The organism is Candidatus Niyogibacteria bacterium (assembly GCA_016432485.1).
In the GTDB taxonomy this organism is placed as follows: domain Bacteria; phylum Patescibacteriota; class Minisyncoccia; order HO2-45-28; family HO2-45-28; genus HO2-45-28.
This window is the reverse complement of sequence record CP066691.1, coordinates 806,745-825,790: the sequence shown is the minus strand read 5'-3', so window position 1 is coordinate 825,790 and position 19,046 is coordinate 806,745. Positions and strand designations below refer to the sequence as shown.

General features: G+C 41.5%; 17 protein-coding genes. 2 read left to right on the top strand and 15 right to left on the bottom strand.

The features are described 5' to 3' along the window. Positions 1-111: 111 nt before the first annotated feature. From HYY55_04600 to HYY55_04575, 6 genes are all read right to left on the bottom strand, one after another. A complete protein-coding gene (locus HYY55_04600; protein QQG46206.1) occupies positions 112-1,098 on the bottom strand; it encodes a galactokinase in 987 nt (328 codons plus the stop codon). A 106-nt stretch (positions 1,099-1,204) separates the two neighbouring features. Next, a complete protein-coding gene (locus HYY55_04595; GenBank protein QQG46205.1) occupies positions 1,205-2,737 on the bottom strand; it encodes a B12-binding domain-containing radical SAM protein in 1,533 nt (510 codons plus the stop codon). Between the two features lie 84 nt (positions 2,738-2,821). Then, a complete protein-coding gene (locus HYY55_04590; GenBank protein QQG46204.1) occupies positions 2,822-3,739 on the bottom strand; it encodes a GDP-mannose 4,6-dehydratase in 918 nt (305 codons plus the stop codon). Continuing rightward, positions 3,736-4,674: an NAD-dependent epimerase/dehydratase family protein gene (locus HYY55_04585; protein ID QQG46203.1), complete on the bottom strand. Its 939-nt coding sequence runs from the start codon at positions 4,672-4,674 to the stop codon at positions 3,736-3,738. Before HYY55_04585 ends, HYY55_04590 begins: the two co-directional genes overlap by 4 nt. Further along, on the bottom strand, positions 4,658-5,419 hold the full coding sequence (locus HYY55_04580) for a glycosyltransferase family 2 protein (protein ID QQG46202.1): 762 nt from the start codon (positions 5,417-5,419) through the stop codon (positions 4,658-4,660). The genes HYY55_04585 and HYY55_04580 overlap by 17 nt, the downstream gene beginning before the upstream one ends. Continuing rightward, entirely contained in the window at positions 5,400-6,029 is a 630-nt protein-coding gene (locus HYY55_04575) for a nucleotidyltransferase family protein (GenBank protein QQG46201.1), read from the bottom strand. The genes HYY55_04580 and HYY55_04575 overlap by 20 nt, the downstream gene beginning before the upstream one ends. Positions 6,030-6,096: 67 nt before the next feature. On the opposite strand from HYY55_04575, the gene HYY55_04570 reads away from it, so the two are divergent. Then, the gene (locus HYY55_04570) at positions 6,097-7,506 is read left to right on the top strand and encodes a glycosyltransferase family 39 protein (protein QQG46200.1); all 1,410 of its coding nucleotides are present in this window, start codon (positions 6,097-6,099) and stop codon (positions 7,504-7,506) included. Here the strand turns inward: HYY55_04570 and HYY55_04565 are convergent. Genes HYY55_04565 through HYY55_04540 form a run of 6 tightly spaced genes read right to left on the bottom strand, consistent with a single transcriptional unit; the run spans position 7,449 to position 15,179 of the window. Continuing rightward, positions 7,449-9,284, bottom strand: a complete 1,836-nt coding sequence (locus HYY55_04565) for a glycosyltransferase (GenBank protein ID QQG46199.1) — start codon at positions 9,282-9,284, stop codon at positions 7,449-7,451. The genes HYY55_04570 and HYY55_04565 overlap by 58 nt on opposite strands. 6 nt (positions 9,285-9,290) lie before the next feature. Beyond that, positions 9,291-9,932 (bottom strand): class I SAM-dependent methyltransferase, encoded by a 642-nt coding sequence (locus HYY55_04560; protein QQG46198.1) that lies wholly within the window; start codon positions 9,930-9,932, stop codon positions 9,291-9,293. Continuing rightward, positions 9,932-11,797 carry an asparagine synthase (glutamine-hydrolyzing) gene (gene asnB, locus HYY55_04555; GenBank protein QQG46197.1) on the bottom strand — a complete coding sequence of 622 codons (1,866 nt, stop codon included), beginning with the start codon at positions 11,795-11,797 and terminating at the stop codon, positions 9,932-9,934. Before asnB ends, HYY55_04560 begins: the two co-directional genes overlap by 1 nt. After that, positions 11,785-12,966, bottom strand: coding sequence for a glycosyltransferase family 4 protein (locus HYY55_04550; GenBank protein ID QQG46196.1), 1,182 nt, complete (start codon positions 12,964-12,966; stop codon positions 11,785-11,787). Before HYY55_04550 ends, asnB begins: the two co-directional genes overlap by 13 nt. A 39-nt stretch (positions 12,967-13,005) precedes the next feature. After that, the gene (locus HYY55_04545) at positions 13,006-13,707 is read right to left on the bottom strand and encodes a glycosyltransferase family 2 protein (protein QQG46195.1); all 702 of its coding nucleotides are present in this window, start codon (positions 13,705-13,707) and stop codon (positions 13,006-13,008) included. Next, positions 13,704-15,179 (bottom strand): glycosyltransferase family 39 protein, encoded by a 1,476-nt coding sequence (locus HYY55_04540; GenBank protein QQG46194.1) that lies wholly within the window; start codon positions 15,177-15,179, stop codon positions 13,704-13,706. The genes HYY55_04545 and HYY55_04540 overlap by 4 nt, the downstream gene beginning before the upstream one ends. 28 nt (positions 15,180-15,207) lie before the next feature. Here HYY55_04540 and HYY55_04535 point away from each other — a divergent pair, with 28 nt between their 5' ends. Further along, positions 15,208-15,846, top strand: coding sequence for a class I SAM-dependent methyltransferase (locus tag HYY55_04535; protein QQG46193.1), 639 nt, complete (start codon positions 15,208-15,210; stop codon positions 15,844-15,846). A gap of 2 nt (positions 15,847-15,848) precedes the next feature. Here the strand turns inward: HYY55_04535 and HYY55_04530 are convergent, their stop codons facing one another. The 3 genes from HYY55_04530 to HYY55_04520 are packed head-to-tail and all read right to left on the bottom strand — an operon-like array spanning position 15,849 to position 19,037. Next, entirely contained in the window at positions 15,849-17,300 is a 1,452-nt protein-coding gene (locus tag HYY55_04530; protein ID QQG46192.1) for a glycosyltransferase family 39 protein, read from the bottom strand. A gap of 47 nt (positions 17,301-17,347) precedes the next feature. Then, positions 17,348-18,277, bottom strand: coding sequence for an NAD-dependent epimerase/dehydratase family protein (locus HYY55_04525; GenBank protein QQG46191.1), 930 nt, complete (start codon positions 18,275-18,277; stop codon positions 17,348-17,350). 49 nt (positions 18,278-18,326) lie between these two features. Next, positions 18,327-19,037 (bottom strand): glycosyltransferase, encoded by a 711-nt coding sequence (locus HYY55_04520; protein QQG46190.1) that lies wholly within the window; start codon positions 19,035-19,037, stop codon positions 18,327-18,329. Positions 19,038-19,046 lie beyond the last annotated feature (9 nt).

Genomic DNA, 19,046 nt, shown 5'->3' with positions numbered 1-19,046 from the left:
CCTCCGTGATCCGGTCCGGTCTTCTACCGATTAGTTTAGCGCGGACTAATTTAAAAAAAACTTGTTATATAAAAATTTTCGTGTTATAAAAAACCCCCTAAAATCGGGGGTCTAAAAATCAATTTTTTGCACGCGAGTTCCTTTTTTGTCTACTGCAATCGGAATTTCGCGAAAACCGACGGTTCGCATCGCATAACTTACTTCTTGCTTTTTTCCTTCATCCGGACAATAAAAAAGAAAATATCCCCCGCCTCCCGCGCCTATAAGTTTGCCGCCCAACGCGCCATTTTTAATCGCGAGGCCGTAAACATCATCAAGTTCAGGAGAAGTTATTTTGTCAGACATTTCTTTTTTCAATATCCAGTGTTCGTGCATCAGACGGCCAAAATCCTCCAAATTTCCCGCCGTGAAAGCCCGCAGAATTTGTCGGCCGATTTCTTTGGTTTTATGCTTCAACGCCAAAGCATTTCCATGTTCCTGAGAGCGCAGAATATCCGTGCTTTCGCGCTTAATCCCGCTGTAAAAGAAAAGGGTGTTTGCCAAAAAAAGATTGACAGTTGGCTCCGTAATTTCCGGACGCCAAAATCTGGCCTTATCATTCTGATCTATTTCAATGGCAATAAATCCTCCGAGAGCCGTAAGATACGGGTCCTGCTTTCCGTCCGGCAATCCCAGATCTTGGGTTATCGTGAACGCATCTTCAGCCAAATCATGCTGCGATTTTTCAATGCCCGTATATTTATAAAGCGCGTTTAGAAGTCCAACCGCGCAAGCCCCCGAAGACCCGAGGCCGGTGCCCATAGGAGTGTCGGATTTAAAATAGATGCTGACTGCTCGTTTGATACCAATCATATTTAGAGCCGTTCTGGCAATTGGATGACGCAATTTCTCCGGAGATTCCTCCGATTCAAATTCCAAATACTGCAAATCAACGCGATCATAAATAACCGGCTTACGGACAAAAATATCCATATACATTTGTATGGCAAATCCGAAAATAAAACCGCCGAATTTTCGCGAATAGGAAGGTAAGTCTGTTGAACCTCCACCCAAAGAAATCCGAAACGGCGTTCGGCTGAAAATCATGGGCGCGCTCATTTTCGCTCCTAGTTTGATTTTGAAGATACTAAACCAAAATAAGCATAATCAATCCCAAAAAATAACGCAAATTAAAAGCCCCCGACTGATATCGAGAGCTATATGTTTAATTATCCTCTGAATTCCAACGAGAACCAATTTCCGCTTTTAAGCGGGTGCTGACGTATTCAGCGGTATTTACCTCGCGCCACGCCCAGTCTCGCAATTCCGTCAAACGCTCGGGCGGAACGACGGTATTTTTCATAACAGGATTCTTCCAATTCATAATATCGGTGTCAAAATTTGGCTCCAAATATCCGTCACGAATGGCAGTATCATACAAAGCGCTTCCCGGGAAAGGAATGGGAATAAAAAAGGTGCAATAATAAGCGCCGGCTTCAACCAAACGTTTTGCCAGCTCAATCGATTGCATTATTTCTTTTTCTGTTTCGTCCGGAAAACCAATCATCATATTTATCGGGCAGACAATGCCTACGCCGGAGGCAACGCGAACAAGCTCAATCACGTCCAGCGTTTCCAGATTTAATTTAGCAGTGGCATACTTGTCTAAAACGCGCTGAGAGCCGGATTCAACCGGAAACACAATCTGGTCAAAACCGCCCTCTTTAAGCAGCTCCAGATATTCCATATCTATTTCCAGTTTTCCCCCAGAACCGCGTTTTTGAAAATGAACCAGATTAACGCCATTCACATCAGCTATCTTGAATTCCATTGAACGAATGCGGGCAAAAATCTCTTTTACGCGCGGTTTTTTGGCAAGCAAACTGTCATCTTCTATGTAAATCTTTCTGACGCCCAGCCCTTTTAATATCTCCAGTTCCGCCATAACACGTTCAACAGATTTGACTCTGAATTCTCCTATGCCTCCCGAACCCTCGTGATCTTCTTTTTCTTTGGAAATATGGCAATAAGAACAGCGAAACGGGCATCCCCGCGAAGTCATTATCGGGGCGTAACGCTGGTCTTTGAAAAGCATTGAACCGTGCGGAGAAGCTATGCGGTCATAATGCCCAAACGGAAGCTTATGCCATAAAGGAAAAGGAAGCCTGTCCAGATTGGTATGGATGTCATTAGCGGCGCAAACCGGATTAGAAACAACCCGGCCGTTTCTTTTATAAAGGACCCCCGAAATTTCGCCGAAATCACGGCCGTGCCTGTGCGCTTCAACCAGATTCACGATAATTCTCTCACCCTCGGTAAGGCAAATGACATCCACGTCGTCACTTTTTATAAATCGCGAAACCAAACTGCGGGCGTTAACTCCTCCAACAATAACCAAAATATCCTTGTCAGCGCTTTTAGCGGCGCGGGCAACCTCAAGAGCCATCCTGGTCTGCGGCGTAAAATTTGAATTAATGCCCACGATGTCATATTCGCCATCCGCTATAAATTCTCTCAGCCGTTCGTAAGTCATTCCGATCCTTACCAATCCGCTGGGCAATTCCACCATACGGTAAAATGTGTCCCGCAAATCATCTTCTTCGGGACCTACGGATGCGTCTAGAATATCGGTTTCAACGCCGGCTCCTTCCAAAGCGCCCGCAAGGTATAAAGGACCGAGAGAACCGTCCGGTCGCGGAATTTCAACCGCCATCAACTGATTTGGCGGATAAACTAAAAGAACCTTCGGCCCCCGCATAACCAATCCTCCTCCGGCAGTTATTTTCAAAAAACGCTTTTGCGCTTTAATCCCTTATAATTAAAGCATAAAAAAATATAAAAATCAATTTTTCTTGTAATACTCAATCGCAAATCTAAGTCCGTCTTCAAGACCCACTTTCGGCTTCCACCCCAGCTCTTTTTCGATTTTGTTTGTGTCAGCAATAAGAACGCTCGGGTCCCCGGCTCTATTTCCGCCGTCTATTATTTTAAGCTTGAGGCCGGAGGCTTTTTCAACTGCTCGCGCGACGTCAATCATTTTTATACCCTTCCCGCTCCCGACATTGTAAACCGCGCATCCTCTGCCTCGTTTAGCCGCAAGCATATTCGCGCTCACCACATCGCTGACATAAATATAATCCTTAATCTGTTTTCCGCCCCAATAAATCGGCACCTCCTCATTTTTTAAAACCGCCTTAATCCACATGGGAACCGCCCTGGTTACCGGCCGCTGTTCGTCTCCGGGCCCATATACATTAAAATATCTCAATGAAACGCTTTCTATGCCGAAAGCGTGCCAATACGAACTTAAAACATGTTCGTAAGCGAGTTTTGAGGCGCCGTAAGGGTTAACCGGCTCTTTAATATCGTCCTCGCAAATCGGAATTTTTTTGGGTTCGCCGTAAGCTCCGGATGAAGACGAATAAATTATTTTTTTAACGCCGGCCGAACGCATGGCATCTAAAAGTTTTACGCCGTTCAAAAAATTATTTTTAAAATAAGACAGCGGATTTTCCAGAGACTTTTTTATTATTCCGGTTGCGGCAAGATGAAAAACAACATCTTGCCCTTTTAATAATTTTCGTAAAAGTTTTTCATCGCCGAACGAACCGCGAAAAATTTTCGCCCGCGGTTCCTTAAAAATCCTTCCGCCGCTTGATGAAAAATCATCAATAACAACCACCTTATGCCTCTCATCGCATAAATGCTTTACCAAATTAGAACCGATGAAGCCCGCGCCGCCCGTAACTAAAGTTTTCATATGCGAGAAGGCTTCTTCCTGTAATAATCAATGGTCTTTTGAAGGCCGTCTTCAAGACTGACTCGCGGCCTCCATCCCAATTCCCTTTTTATTTTAAGAATGTCGGCTATGGCTAATTTTGGGTCGCCGGCCCTCTGGCCGCAATCATTCAATTTAAGTTTTTCTCCCAACAAATGCTCAATTTTTTTAATTATGTTTATCATCCAATAGCCTTTTCCGCTTCCTACATTATAAACCTTAAAGCCTTTAGCTCTTTTTGCGGCAAGCAAATTGGCCTCGGCCAAATCCTCCACAAAAACATAATCTCTTTTTTGCCTTCCCTTCCAATAGTAGTTCGCCTGTTTGCCTTTAAGCGCCGCTTTAAGCCACGTCGGTATGGCGCGCGTGGTATTTGACTGGTCATCATTCGGCCCATATACATTAAAAAATCGCAAAGCAACTCCTTCTATGCCAAAAGAATGATAATAGGCGCTCATTGCGTGTTCATACGCAAGTTTTGAAGCGCCGTAAGGATTTATCGGCCCTATGGGATCTGTTTCCTTAATCGGAGTCTTTTTTGTTCCGTCATAAGAAGCGGCGCTGGAAGCATATACCATCTTTTTAATTCCGGCCCGACGCATTTCTTCAAGCAGGATTATTCCTTTCATAAAATTGTTTTCAAAATATATTCTCGGATTGGTCATAGAATAGGTAATGGTGGAGAGAGCCGCCAAATGAAAAACAACATCTGTTCTCGAAAGAATGCGCCTCAAAAGATGCCTGTTGGAAATAGAACCCTTGTAAAATTTTGCCCGTTTATCCACAAGTTTTCTAAAACCGGAAGACAGGTCATCTAAAACAAAAACATTATAACCTTTATCACAGAGAAGCTTAACCAGGTTTGAACCGATAAACCCGGCGCCGCCCGTTACCAAAAATTTATTTTTGCCAGCCATGAAAATATGTTTTTTTAAAAAGTTTATATGTGTCCTTTAAAAATCCGGAAATAACCCGCGGCCGCACAAAAGCAATAATTTTTCCGCGTCTGCCGATTTCAGAGTCGGCAAAACCAGTCATGCGATGAAAGTGATTCACGCCGACTTCTCCTATGGAATAACCGTTCTTAATGGCGGACAAATAAATCTCGGCGTTAACAACGCCCTGCGTTAAATCGGGTAAAAAATCGACTTTTTCTATCACCTCTCTTTTATAAAGCTTAAAAGCGCAATTAACGTCTTTTAATTTTAAACCGAATAATAATCGCATCGTAATATTATATATCCACGACATCCAGACGCGCATAAGAGGGTCATTGCGCTTAATTTTGTAGCCGGTAACAATATCGTGTCTATGAATGAGCGGCAGAAACTTATCCATCTCGGAAATATCAAATTGCCTGTCGCCGTCAGTAAAAAAAATCAGCTCTTTAACAGAATTTTTAAAACCGGTTCTTAAGGCGCCTCCGTAACTGAAATCAGACCCGCGGCTGACCGTTCTCAAAGCGGATATCCTGGACTCAAGACCGCGCGCCGCTTCATTTGTGCCGTCGGTGCTTGCTTCGCTGGTAATAAGCAATATTTCATAATCCGTAAACCGGCTTTTTAAATATTCGTCGATTTCCGAGACAATTCTCCCGATACTATCCCGCTCATTATATACGGGAATAAATACGGATATGCTTTTATCTGTAATTTTTAACATCCAATGGGGTTGAAAATGATAAATTGTCTTTTACGAAAACGCCCGTAACTCGATTATTTTTTATAAATTTACTCATCATAGACGTAACATAATATTCTCCGTTTCTATGTTTTGTGGGCCGGCATTTAAAAATATCGGCGTTAATAACCATTGCCCCCGCAACAACAATATTTGATTTCGGCCGCCTTGGTTTCTCGGTTACGCGAAAAATCCTTTTGTCCGCGGATAACTCGGCAACCGCCGATATTTCCGGCTTATCGAAACGCCTAACAATCCAGCTAAAAGGATACCTGAGGCATTTTCGCGCAGTTTCTTTGGCAATCAATTCATCGGCATAAATCAGCATAAATCTTTCTTTGGACTTAAAATGCGGCTTGGTCAAAATAAGCGAATGAGCGTTCCCAAGAGGTATATTTTTATTGACAACGTATTTAATTTTTTTATTGCCATATTGATCTCCCAAAAATCTCTTTATTTTTTCTCCCAAATAACCGATGACAATAATAACTTCGTCAACTTCCGAAGGCAAAACATCCAAAATATGCTCCAGAAAAGTTTTGCCCGCCACTCTTATAAGAGGCTTTGGGACTTTGAGGGTCAACGGTTTCATTCGTTTCCCGCGGCCTGCCGCTAAAATTACGGCTTTCATGCTTCTATAATTTGATTATTATTAAATAATGCCTTTTATTAAAAAATATCGCCCGCTTTTAATACTTTTCGCAGTTGCCGTAATAGCGCGCGTATTGTTTTTTTATACAATATTTAATGGCCACGGGCAAGACCTGATCGACTCCTTAGTTCTTTCCGACGGCTATTACGAAATTGCGACAAATCTTCTTGAGGGGCGGGGATTCTCTCATGATTCAATGCCGCCTTTCACGCCGGGGGCCGAACGAATGCCTCTTTACCCGCTTTTCGTAACAGGGCTTGTTTACATTTTTAAAAGTTTTTGGGCGGTTTTAGCAGCCCAAATAATAATAGCCAGCATTACGCCTCTTTTGGCGTGGGTGATCGCTAAATATTTTTTAACGAATGAAAAACTTGCGTTTACCGCGGGACTGATAATGGCCCTTGAACCTTTTTCCGTATATCTTTCAACAGTACTGCTTTCAGAAACGCTTTTTACTTTTCTTTTTCTTTTGGGGATGAATTTTTGTTTCAAATATCTTGAGGAGCAAAATCTTAAAAACGCGGCGTTTACGGGATTTTATCTCGGTTTAGCGACGCTGACCAGGCCCACAATTGAATATCTGCCGATCTTTATCGCTTTATTTATTTTTTGGAAATTCCGTAAAAAATTATCCGGGAAATTGATATATCAAATCCTTACTATGCTCATTTTATTCGTCCTCGTCCTGTCGCCATGGTTTTGGCGCAATTATTCCACATTCAACAAATTATTTTTAACAATACAGCCCTCCAAAAATTTATATATGTATCTTGTTCCGTCCGCCGTGTCTTTGGAGCAAAATATCGGACTTGAAGACGCCAGAAAACAATTCCTGGAAGAAGAAAAAAAACAAACCAGTCTGGGTATAGAGCGAGTATACGCGCCCGAGAACCAATCTTTTTTTCAAAAGAGAGCGGTTAATGAACTGAAAAAACACCCGCGCGGACTTGCGAAATCTCTGATTACGACCTCTTACGCTTTTTTTTCCAACGATGGTTATTTAACCGTGCTCCAGCACATGGGATCACTGAGGGATTTTCGCCTGGAAAGTTCTTCGTTGACTATGTTTTTTAACTCTCCCGTAAAATTGCTTAAAAAAACGGCTGAATTAATTTCCGGTCCGGGAACGCTGATAATCAGCGGCAGAGTCATCTGGATTTTAATCGCTATCTCATTTTTTTACGGCGCTGTTTTTTACTTAAGAAACGGCCCCAAAAGAAAATCGGCAGAACTCGCTTTATGGAGTATTACTTATTTTTTAGCGGCAACCGCCATTATCGGACTCGCGGTTAATGCCCGATTCCGCGAATCAATTAAAGTGTTTATTTTAATTTTTGCTTTGTATGGAATGTCGCGTATTTACGACGAACTAAAAAATTTCTTTCTGCCAAGGGCGGAAAAAACAAAAATTTTATAGCCAAAAAAATTGCCAAGAAAAGCCACCGGGATCAAACCCAGTATGGCAATGTTTGCCCATATTTCTTCACTGATTCCGTCCGGCGCGCCAAATGTGTTTACAATCAAATGAAATAAAAAAATATTTAAGAGGGCCGTTGCTCCGGTTACGGCGAAAAACTTAATATATTCTTTGCGACCATCTCCTCCTCTCGCCTCAAAAGTCCAAAACTTATTCCAGAAAAATCCATTGACGGTTGTCGCGATAAAAGATATTACCAGAAAAAAATCGGCAGCCAAACCGGAAACAATTCCGGTAAGCCAGGAAATCATGTTAAAAATTCCGGCATAGATAAAAACATTCAGCCAGCCTATAAGGCCGTATTTCACGATCTGAAAAATAATCGGTTTTTTCCGTCCGATAATATCGGCGATGTAAACTCCCAAAACCGCTCCAAGAGGTATAATCAAAAGCCACAAAATTAAAATTATGTAAGCTAATCCGCGGTTGAACGAGAAAATTTCGTCAAAAACCGAAATGTTCTTCAAAATCGGCAAGCTTAAAACGGCAATACCGAGACCCGCGAATAGCGCCGGCCAAAAATCAGACTTCTCCGAAGCACCCCGTTTCCAGGAAATAAACGAGAGTATTTTTTCGGCTCTTTCCAACCAAGTGCGGCCCCGAACCTTTTCTTTGGCCAAAACCGCTTTGATTTGCATCTCGTCATAGTTTTCAAGCGCGTATTTTATTTTGTTCGCCAAATCATGGACATCGTCCGGTTTAAAAAATAAAACTTCGTTCGTATCTACTATTTCTCTGATTGACGGCGAATCAAAAGCGATAATCGGCGTTCCCGACGCCATATATTCAAAAAGCTTCAGGGGCGAGGTAAAAGAACGCGAAATTTCCTCGCGAGCCGAATTAGGCAAAACCAAAATATCTGCCGCCTTAAGCCACAGAGGAATTTCTGAATGTGGCCTGTGGCCGGCAACAAAAACATTTTCAAAATTTGAGCTTTTTTCTTTAAAACTTGAAATGTCTTTTTCCGTTCCGCCCACAAAAACAAAAAGAGTTGAATGTTGAGTATTGAATGTTGAGTATTCCCTTACTGCCTCAAGTAAAATATCCGCGCCCTTCCAGACGTAAAGATGGCCAGAATAAAGAACAATTTTTTTGTCTTGCGGCAAATTTAATTTTTGACGGCATTCTTCTTTTGAAAGCGAAATGTTAAAAGAGTCAAAATCAACGGCATCAGAAGAAACCATGATTTTTTCGGCTTCCGCTCCGTTTTTAATATAAAAATTTTTTAGACCCTCACTTATTGTTATAATGCCCGAAACTCTTTTAAGAAGCCGACGAGCCGCGACATTTATTCTGCCCTGATGCGCCTCCCAAAAAATATTTTTCTTGAAAAAACTTAAAAAGTATAAAGGCAGTTCATCCCGCCCATAAATAATATCTGTTTTCTTAAAGAAAAGATAAATTGATAAAATTTTTGAAAAAAACAAAGATTCCAGCCAGAAACCAAAACGGCCGAAATTTACCAAATCCAAAACAGGCAGATATTTAACCCTGAAACTTTTCTTGATTCCGTAATATTCAAACGGGTCAGTTTTAATCGGGTTTAGCCGTCTCGGCACAACCAACTCCACCTCAATTTTATTCGCGTCATTTGCTTCGTGCGATGCCAATATACGAATGCATTCTAATGATGCGAATGCCTCGCACATCTTCATAATCTGAAAACCGTGAGCGCGCTCGGTAGGCAGGCGAATATTTGCCGTATAAATTAATCTCATGATATTTTACTTTGCGAAAAAAAAGAAAAGGCCTAAAGCGAATTTTTCTTTTGGGACATTCGGCTTCAATTTAAGAAATAAAAAATCCAATAGAAAATAAAGTGGTAAAATCGCCATTTTAAAAAGACGCGGGAACAAAAATTCAAGTTGAAAAAAAGACGCGATAAACGGCCCCCTGCCCAAAATTTTTATTTCAATATCTTTAAAACCGTTTGACCGAAAAATCTCCAAAAGAACAGAGCTGGTATAGCGCCAAAAATCTTGGGGGTCGGGATGAAACCCCACCAAAAAGGGCGTTGCTCCGTAAACCCGCCCGCCCGGCTTCAAAACTCTTTTTATTTCCGAAAGCAGGTTTTGATATTCGTAAATATGTTCAAGAATATTAAAAGCAAGCGCCGTATCAACACTTACGTCAGGATAAGGCAGTCGATCGAATTCAAAATCAATGGGCGATGTCCGGCGATCAAGCGATATGATTTCTGTTCCGGCTTCTTTGGTAAAAAAGCGATGGTAACTCGCCGAACCGGAACCTGCGCCGATATCCGCGGTTTTTCCGCGAAGCGCGTATTTCGCGCACTCGTTATTCATCAAAATACGATATAAATCCTTGCCTCGCCAGATTTCTTTTATATATAAAAGCGCGCGCATTATATATGGATATTAAACCTTTTTGCCCAAAGCTGGAAGGTAAGAATGGCCCAAAGAATATTAAGGTTATATTCCTTTCCGGAGATATGATTCTCAAGTATTTGTTTAATATCCCGCCAATCGAAAAGCGCCTTTGTTGCCGGATAATAGCCCGGCGAAAGCGCTTCTTCGGCTCTATTTCTAAATTCATCCGCGCGCAGCCATTTTGCTCCGGGCGAAAACCATCCGCGTTTGGGCTGGTTTAAAAGATAATCCGGAATTCTGCCGCGATAGGCATTTTTTAAAATTTTTTTGGTATTGAATAAATCAATCTTGTATTGAAGAGGGATGCGCGCCGCAAACTCCACGATATTTTTATCCAAAAACGGCACTCGCGTCTCAAGTCCGTTTGCCATAGACATTTTATCGGTCAGCATTAAAGCAAAGTCCGTCAGCCAAGTTCGCCGATCAACATTCATGAGCGTTTCTTCGAAATTTCCCGAAAACACGGTCTTAAAATCGGAGTCAGATGTTTCTGACGGCTGTCCGAAATATCTTCTTTCAAAAAACGACTTAGATACATCGCGGTTGAAATAATCCGACGACACGACTTTCTTTAAAATATCGTTTTTTTGAAACATAAAAAGCGCGAATCGCTCAACGCCGGCCGGCGTATTCAGCTTTTTAAACTTTCGGTTTAAATTAAACGGCGCGCGCAAAAATCCCGGAATTTTTTGAAATAAAGTAGCTATCCTGCTTAAACGATAGCGCTCGTATCCTCCAAAAAGCTCGTCTCCGCCGTCACCGGCCAAAACCACATCAACTTTGTTTTTGGCAAAACCGGAAAGCTTCAGCATGGCCGAAGCCGTGGGGTTTGATATGGGTTCATCCATTTGCCAGACGGAACGTTCAAGAAAATCCCAAACTTCTCCGGGACCAATTATAACCTCATTATGATTCGTTCCGAAGAAAGAAGCGGTTTTTTTGGCCAAATTAAAATCGGCATTAAATTTTTCTTTCTGTTCTTCTTCTTTCAGAGAAAATCCGACAGAAAAAGTGTCAATCTTTCCGCGCTCTTGCGCCATATTGTAAAGGAGAATACTCGAATCCAGCCCCCCCGAAAGATAAAGTCCCAATGGCCTATCTGATATAAGTTGCGATTTAACCGCCTGCTGTATTTTATTTCTTAACTCTTCCCCGATACGCGCTTTAGAAGCGCGCAAATAGTTGTCTGGTTCAATTTCCCAATACTTTTCTATTTTCAATTCCCCGTTCTTGTAAAATCCGCGGCTTGCCTGCGGGAATTTATATATGTCCTCAAACATCGTCAAAGGCTCCGGGACATATAAAACGCGCAAATAATGATTAAAGGCCTCCAAATTCAGACGGCGCGAAATAGCGTGTTCCAAAATTGATTTAATTTCAGAAGAAAATATAAATTTTCCGTCTTTTATATAATAATAAAGCGGTTTTACCCCGAGATGATCGCGGGCGAGAAAAATTTCTCTTTTTGCTCTGTCCCAGATGGCAAAAACGAAAATGCCGTTGAATTTTTTAACGCAATCCGGACCCCACTTACGAAAAGCCGCGAGAATCACTTCGGTGTCGCTTTCGCTTTTAAACGGATAAGAACCTCCGAGTTCGCTCTTGAGTTCTTTAAAATTATAAATCTCTCCGTTAAAAACCATAACTTCCGCTTCATCAAAACTTTTCATAGGCTGCCCCGCCTTTTCCGACAGGTCAATAATGCTTAAACGGTTATGCCCCAGCGAAATTCCGTCCTCGGAAAAAATTCCCGAAGCATCCGGACCCCGATGGCGATTAACCGCGTTCATACGCGCAATCAATGCGCGGTCCAAAAAATTAAAACCGTTTATCGCGCACATAACTTATTCAGAACCGATAAAACGGTTAAATCCAAAATTTCTTGAGAAAATAACTTTTTAGAAAGATTTATTGAATTTTCGGAGAGCTTTTTTCTAAAGTTTGTATCCAGAAGTTTAATAAGCGCGTTTACAAAATCATTCGGGGTTTTAGCTAAAAGCAAATGTTCTTCATTTTTGAAAGGATACTCCGCAAGGCCCCTTGAAGACGCAACCGTGGGAATTCCGCGACACATGGGTTCAAAAATTTTTTGCTGCATGCCGGCTCCGTATAACGAGGGAACTACGGCGATATCCATATCCTCCAAAAATTCTTCCCAGCGGTTAATTGTTCCGTGATAAACGGCGAACTTTCCGAGAAACGGCTTAAAATCTTCCGGAAACTTTCTGCCGGTAATATGGAAAATAAATCTGCCCGGATATTTTTGCAGAGCGGCAGGCGCAATATTCTTTAAAATAAGCTCAAGGGCTTTTTTGTTGTGGGAAACGCTATAGGTTGAACCGGCGAAAAAAACGTTAAGAATCTCTTTATTTTTAATTTGATGCTCGTTTTTTAAACAAACCGGCAGTCCGCGCAATGGCAAAGTAACGGTATTACGCGCCCCTAATAGGCGATAAATTTTTTCTTCTTTCCGGGTGATGGCGAATAAAAAATCGCTTTTATGAATAGTTATGATTTCACTTAAAAGTTTGGAAAGAGATTTTATAATATTTAACGGCGAATAACCGTCTTCTTGCAGAAAATGCCAGGGCTCAAAATTAATGGAGCGAGTAATAATCGGTATTTTTCTTCTGCGCAAAATACCGTAAAGCGGCCATAAATAGGTATAATCAACCCAAACCAAATCCGGCCCAAATTCGTCAAGTATTTTAATAAGAGCTTTTTTTGTTACGGATGACGCATACTCATAAGCCGCGCCGTCCCAATAAAAAGGATTTAAAATTTTTCTTAGACCTAATTTATTTTCGTAGGGGAGCAAATTAACGTGCGTGCCGAAATCTTGCGAAAATTTTTCTATTTCATCCTTTGGTTGAAAATCAAATACTTTTGCCAAAATCCGCACGTCAAAACCAAGGCGCTTTAACTGTTTAATGCCTGACAGCCGGTCTTTTTCACAGGCGCCGGCATCTGGCAAAGGAAAACGAGGAGTAATGACTAAAATCTTATGCATAAATTTTAATAAATCCGAAACCGGATTTTCAGATTCAATTTATTTAGTAAATAAATTGAATCTGATAATATGGAAAATTGCCGCGGCCCCATCCCTCCAATTTATTTTTTTGCCATCTTCGTAAGTTCGGCCGTAATAAGAAATACCGACTTCATAAACGCGCCACTTTCCTTTAGCTACGCGCGCCGTCAACTCCGGTTCAATACCGAATTTTTTGGATTTAATCTTGTCTTTTATTGAATCCGCCGCCTCTTTTGAAAAAACTTTGTAGCATGTTTCCATATCCGATAAATTAAGACCGGTGAAAATATTTGATAAAATCGTAAGAAATCTGTTTCCGAGGTAATGAAAAACAAACAAAACTCTATGCGGATTTCCTCCGACAAAACGCGATCCGTAAACCACATCCGCCCGTCCGGACAAAATCGGACCAAGCAATCTGCCGTATTCATTGGGGTCATATTCCAAATCCGCGTCCTGAATCAAAAGAATATCGCCTAGTGCCGCCTGAAATCCGGTTTTAACAGCGCCTCCCTTTCCTCTATTCTCTTCATGAAAAATATATTTTATACCCGGAATCGTTTTTAAAATATCGCGGGTGCCGTCAGTTGAACCGTCATCAACCACGATAATTTCTTTTTCAATCCCCTCCAAAAAAACGCCTTGAACCTGCCGGATAATTTCGGAAATGGTCTTTTTTTCGTTATATGCCGGAATAATTATTGATAGAGTCTTGGTCATATCAACTCTTTTAATTTTTCCGCGACTCTTTCCAAATTACGCATAATATCTATGGCACTATTTAACAACAAAATACCCCAAATTACCAGCATCGGCTTCAACTCAAGCTTTCCATTAAATGAAGCCTCCACGGGCTTACGCCCGTGGTATCCTTCATTTCTTCGGCGGAATCCGCCGAAGCACCCTCCTTCGCTCTCCGAGCTTCGGAGGGTCCGACCTTCGCATTCATCCACGGCTTTACAGCCGTGGTCTTCTGCGAAGGCGGATAAATCCGATAAACCAAAACCGGCAAAAACAGCAAGCAGAGGATAAGCTAAAAACCTGTATCTTGTCTCAACAATAATGAAAATGACGGCCAGCGGAACCATTATGAATATCCAAAAAAGCAGCCTTGCATTCAGATGCATTTGCAAAACTCGGTTCTGCGCCACGGCCCTGTAAATCCCCCAAAAACCAAGGCCGAAAATTAAGGCCGAGTATATCGCCGAAAGAGCAAGAGTCGCAGCCCTTGCTTCACCTTCCAAGTGAAACCAAAAACCAGTCGGGCGCGCGAAACTAAAATAAATTGAAATTCTCTGCGCGGTTATTTTTAAAAATTCAAAGGGATGCCCGGCAATAAAAGTCAGGGCGTCACCGAGAGCTTGGCGATTTCCTTCAACGCGGCTGTACTCATAAACATAACGTTCGGCCGGCTCATACGGTTCAAGCTCTCCTGTTGAACCCAAATGATTACCCACAAGCAAATCGTAACCAAAAGCATAATTAGTTGGAATAAAGACATTGTAGATTTTATAATTTCTTATAATCCACGGGGAAAATAACGCTGCCAAAATTATAATAAAAACCGCCGCTTTTTTTAATTGGCCGCCGGCATAAAAATAATATAAAACCGGCAAAATCATGAGTGCTATAGGTGTGCGCACCATAATCGCAAAACCGAAAACGAGCGCTGATACAATAACCAGCCAAAACGGCTTTTCGACGCTGTTTATGTATCTGAAAAACAAATAGACAGATAAGATAATAAGAAAAATCGCAAGAGTTTCGGTCATCAACATTCCGGACATTGTGATTAAGTCAGGCGAAAACCCGATTAGTGCGGCGGCCGTAAATCCCAAAAGCAGCCTTGAATTTTCCTTGAATACTTCTCGGCTTAAAAGAAAAACAAATAAAACCGAGAGCGCGTGCAAAATCGCGTTTATAATCCAGACAACCCCCAAGTTTCGCCCAAAAATAGAATAAATCCCCGCAAGAAAAAATTGATAGCCGGGCCCGACTCGCAAAATAGCTATGTCCTCTTCGTAAGACAGATCGGCGTTTTCTTTGTATCCGTTGCCTTGAGTCAAATTCCAAGCTATTTTATCGTAAGCCGCGGCGTCAACCGCCGGCGTGATTTTAAAATAAAAAGAGTAAGCAAGTGAAACCGCAAGAGACGCAAAAATAATCAAAACAATTATTTTATTATTTTTCATTTATGCTATTGTATAGGCATATTAACACATGAGCACGCCTCTTATAAAGCTGTTAGCCAAAACGCCGATTGATTTAGGACAAGGAACCTTTAAACATGATACAAAGGCAAAGTTAATCGCGTTTAATTGCGTTCCCAACTGCCGAAGTCAATGCCGCGCTCTTGATTTAGGTTGTGGAGACGGATACTGGTCTGAAAAATTAAAAGCCAAAGGGTATAAAACAACTTCCGTGGACCAAGAACGAAAATACCCGAATGTTGACTCCGACTGCCGCTATGACGAAATGGTTCCGGCGGATTTAAATCAAAGGCTTCCGTTTCCGGACGATTCTTTTGATTTGGCATGGTCCTCCGAAGTAATAGAACATCTTGAACATCATAGCCTGGCAATAGCCGAAATGATGCGCGTTTTGAAACCCGGCGGCTCGTATATTTTAACTACGCCTAATTCCTATTTCTGGCTTTACTATTTTTTGAAATTGTTCAGACTCGACCATAAAGACTGGCAAAACGAGGGTCACAAAAACTTTTTTCACATTAAATACATAAAAAAATTGTTTCCGTCGGCAAAAATATACGGCTATTTTCCATATATGGTCTTAAAGTTCAAAATAAAACGCCTCATCGGTTTTCTTTCGCCGAGTTTCGTGATAGTGGGCAAGAAATAAAACTACGGCTTTTTGGCGTATATAAGTATCCGGCCGATTTTTTTGTCCAGTCTGTAAAATTTTTCAAGACTGGCCGTATCCGCCACTTTAAGAATCAGAGAGGATTCAAAAACAACGACTCCAGGAAGTTTTTCGTGTTCAAACGAAAGCGGATTTCGTCCCAAATCCCTTAATCCGTAAGTGGAAATATTCTGGAATTTTTTTTCCGGCGGCAGCAAACTCGCGAGTGATGGCAAATTAATAACGCCGATTGAACTTTCTTCAAAATTCTCACGAAGATAACCAAAAGCGTCTTGCGTTTCGTTTGAATAAAAAATATCTGCTTTAGTGAATAGATATGCGGTCTGAAACGAAACAACAAATATAAGAAAGGTGGCGGCAAAAATTTTGGAATTCCGGTCGCCATAAAACCTCTCAAAAATAATTTTAATGGCCAAAGGCAACAGAATAAAAATAAAAATCTGAACGGCGATAAGATAACGAAAATATCCCAAACTTTTTAGAAAGAAAAACAGTTGAAATAGCGCGTAAAGCCCGGCTAGTATTAAAACAGCGCGGTTATTTTTACGAAAATCTCTGCTCAAAAAAACGGCAAGCAGTATAACAGCCGCGAAAAAAGAAAAGTAAATCAAAGTTGAAGAACGCAAGAATAATCCAAGATTATTTTGAATGTTTCCGACGACAGTGAAATTTTCGGCGGCATACGGATTGATAAAGTGATTTTGAAGGGCCCTCCAGAGCGAAGAAGAAAAAGCGGCTTCCGAATATATCATAAGCCACCCCAAAAACGGCAGGAATACTCCCGCACAAAAATTAATTATCTTTTTAAAAAAATCTTCTCTGTCCAATAAAAAAAGCGCCGCGAAAGCCGGAATAAAAAAAGCATAAACCGAGGGCTTACTGACAACCGCCAGTCCGAGAAAGACGCCGATGATAAAATTATTTTTTTTACGGAAATACCAGACTAAAGCAAATAACAGAAAGGCGAGCCCGGGAATTTCTCCCATAACGCTTCGCCCGTTGGCATAAAAAGACGGGAAAGAAACGACGAGCAGCAAAACAAGAAGCGCTATACGGGTATTCCAGATTTTTTTAACAAAATAAAAGAGACTTATAAGAAAGATGTTCATCCATAAAAGCATGTAGATCCTAGCCTGCGAAAATCCGAATCCAAACGCCTTGAAAAACCCGGCTAAAGGAACGGTAACGGGATAGCCGGTTGAGCCGACATTGGCTCCTCTGCCGGAAAATACGAGCGGTTCAACAATAAGATCAAGTTTCCCGAACTCTGAAAAGTTTCGCGCAAGTTCAATGTTAATGCCTTCGTCATACCATACAGCCGGTTTAGTGGTTAAAGTTGATAATGAATAAAGATTGACAAAAGCAAAAATAAATAAAATCGCGGCTAAAACCGACCAAGAGGTGTTTGGAAACATTTCTCTATTATATATCATTTTATTTCGCTCTTAAAAATGAATCCGAGAAGTTTTATCTCTGCGAATTATTGATTTTTCGCCCAATTAATATAGCGGTCAATGCCCTCCCAAATGCTTATTTCGGGCTCGTAGCCCAAACTTTTGGCAAAAGAAATATCCGCGGGGGGGCGAGAAACTTCGCCGGGACGAGCGGGCGCGTGAACAACATTAACGTTAAATTTATTTGCGATGTATTGGGCGATATTTTTAACCGAGACGTTAACGCCGCTCGCAAAATTGACAGCCCGGCCTTTTAGGGAGGGATTATTCAAAACAAGATTATAGGCCCGCACGATGTCACTGATATAAGTGTAATCTCTGGTTGAAGAACCGTCGCCAAATACTGTTAAATCTTCTCCTAAAAGTGCTTTTGAAACCAAAATGGGAATGAGTGCTCCGAATTTTCCGCTTTTTTGACGCTCGCCGAAAACATTAAACGGCCGAACTATCGATGCGTCTGTTCCGAAAGATTTAAAATATGAAAAGCACATCCCGTCTGCCGCGGCTTTTGACGATGCGTAGGGGCTCGATGGTCTCATTTCAGAAAATTCGGACAGCTTTTCTCCTTCTTTTAAATTATGACCGTCGCCGTACACCTCGCAGCTGGAAATATAAATTAAACGCGACGCGTGCTTTTTTACCGATTCCAAAACATTCTGTGTCCCCAAAACATTAACTTCAAAAAAAGAAGCCGGATTATCAAGGGATTCGTCAACGTTTATGAGTCCCGCCATGTGAAATACCGCGTCCTTCCCGCGAACACTTTTTTCAACCAATTCTTTATCGGTAATGTTTCCCCAAATAAAATTGGCCTTATCGATGACCGCGGCCAGATTTTTAAGTGCAGTTTTGGAGCGGGTATTTAAAATAGAAACGCGGTGTCCTTGCGCAATCAAAGATTCGACCAGATGACTGCCTTGAAAACCTCCGCCTCCCGTGATTAAAATTGAACTCATATTGATGAAAAAATTTTACCACGTTATTTAAAAATTTCAACCTGCTTTTTTAAATTTTAAGACGCAGTTCAATAAAAAGGGCAAGGGTGTCTTTAAAAACCCGCGGCAGGTGTTTAGAAAGCCCGAAAACGCTTTTTCTTTTTTCTTCGCAGATTACGGGAATTTCGGCTATTTTAAGACCAGCATCTTGCGCGCGCAGCAAAAGCTCCGTATCCAGCATAGCGCCCGAAGTCCAACATTTCTTCAGAATAGGAATGATCGGCTCCAAACGCAAAAACTTAATGCCGTGAGTTTCAGTGCCGCGATAGTTAAAGAGGACGCGCAAAGATAAATTATAAATCCGGTTCAGCGCTCTTCTTTTCCAGGAACGTCGGTCTTGGGCTCCGCGCATTGCTTTTGAACACACAACCACGTCCTTTTTTTCATTTTCAAACAAATAGAGAGTTTTTTTAAGAGCTTCAATGTCCCAAAAATCAATATTAAAAATCGCCGCGTATTGTCCGCGACTTTGTAAAATTCCTTCTTTCATAGCGGCGCCGTAGTCGCCATTTTGAAGAGCAATAACTCTTATTTTTGGCAAATTCCGGCTAAGGTTACTTGCGATTTCAGGCGTTTTGTCCGAGCTTCCGTTTTCCACCAATAAAATTTCGTAGTCGCGTCCGGCAACGGCTGTTTCAAGAGCCAAAGTTAGTTTGCGAACCTCGTTTTCTAAAATTTCTTTCTCGTTATGAATAGGTATAACAATGGATAAATCGATCATGTGCTCAAA

Bases quoted from the DNA above. Each gene is read 5' to 3' on its own strand.
- HYY55_04535 (QQG46193.1), top strand. From the start codon at position 15,208: ATGAGCACGCCTCTTATAAAGCTGTTAGCCAAAACGCCGATTGATTTA.
- HYY55_04570 (QQG46200.1), top strand. From the start codon at position 6,097: ATGCCTTTTATTAAAAAATATCGCCCGCTTTTAATACTTTTCGCAGTT.
- HYY55_04580 (QQG46202.1), bottom strand. From the start codon at position 5,419: ATGTTAAAAATTACAGATAAAAGCATATCCGTATTTATTCCCGTATAT.
- HYY55_04600 (QQG46206.1), bottom strand. From the start codon at position 1,098: ATGAGCGCGCCCATGATTTTCAGCCGAACGCCGTTTCGGATTTCTTTG.
- HYY55_04595 (QQG46205.1), bottom strand. From the start codon at position 2,737: ATGCGGGGGCCGAAGGTTCTTTTAGTTTATCCGCCAAATCAGTTGATG.
- HYY55_04545 (QQG46195.1), bottom strand. From the start codon at position 13,707: ATGACCAAGACTCTATCAATAATTATTCCGGCATATAACGAAAAAAAG.
- HYY55_04590 (QQG46204.1), bottom strand. From the start codon at position 3,739: ATGAAAACTTTAGTTACGGGCGGCGCGGGCTTCATCGGTTCTAATTTG.
- HYY55_04575 (QQG46201.1), bottom strand. From the start codon at position 6,029: ATGAAACCGTTGACCCTCAAAGTCCCAAAGCCTCTTATAAGAGTGGCG.
- HYY55_04525 (QQG46191.1), bottom strand. From the start codon at position 18,277: ATGAGTTCAATTTTAATCACGGGAGGCGGAGGTTTTCAAGGCAGTCAT.
- HYY55_04530 (QQG46192.1), bottom strand. From the start codon at position 17,300: ATGATATATAATAGAGAAATGTTTCCAAACACCTCTTGGTCGGTTTTA.
- HYY55_04585 (QQG46203.1), bottom strand. From the start codon at position 4,674: ATGGCTGGCAAAAATAAATTTTTGGTAACGGGCGGCGCCGGGTTTATC.
- asnB (QQG46197.1), bottom strand. From the start codon at position 11,797: ATGTGCGCGATAAACGGTTTTAATTTTTTGGACCGCGCATTGATTGCG.
- HYY55_04560 (QQG46198.1), bottom strand. From the start codon at position 9,932: ATGCGCGCGCTTTTATATATAAAAGAAATCTGGCGAGGCAAGGATTTA.
- HYY55_04520 (QQG46190.1), bottom strand. From the start codon at position 19,037: ATGATCGATTTATCCATTGTTATACCTATTCATAACGAGAAAGAAATT.
- HYY55_04550 (QQG46196.1), bottom strand. From the start codon at position 12,966: ATGCATAAGATTTTAGTCATTACTCCTCGTTTTCCTTTGCCAGATGCC.
- HYY55_04565 (QQG46199.1), bottom strand. From the start codon at position 9,284: ATGAGATTAATTTATACGGCAAATATTCGCCTGCCTACCGAGCGCGCT.
- HYY55_04540 (QQG46194.1), bottom strand. From the start codon at position 15,179: ATGAAAAATAATAAAATAATTGTTTTGATTATTTTTGCGTCTCTTGCG.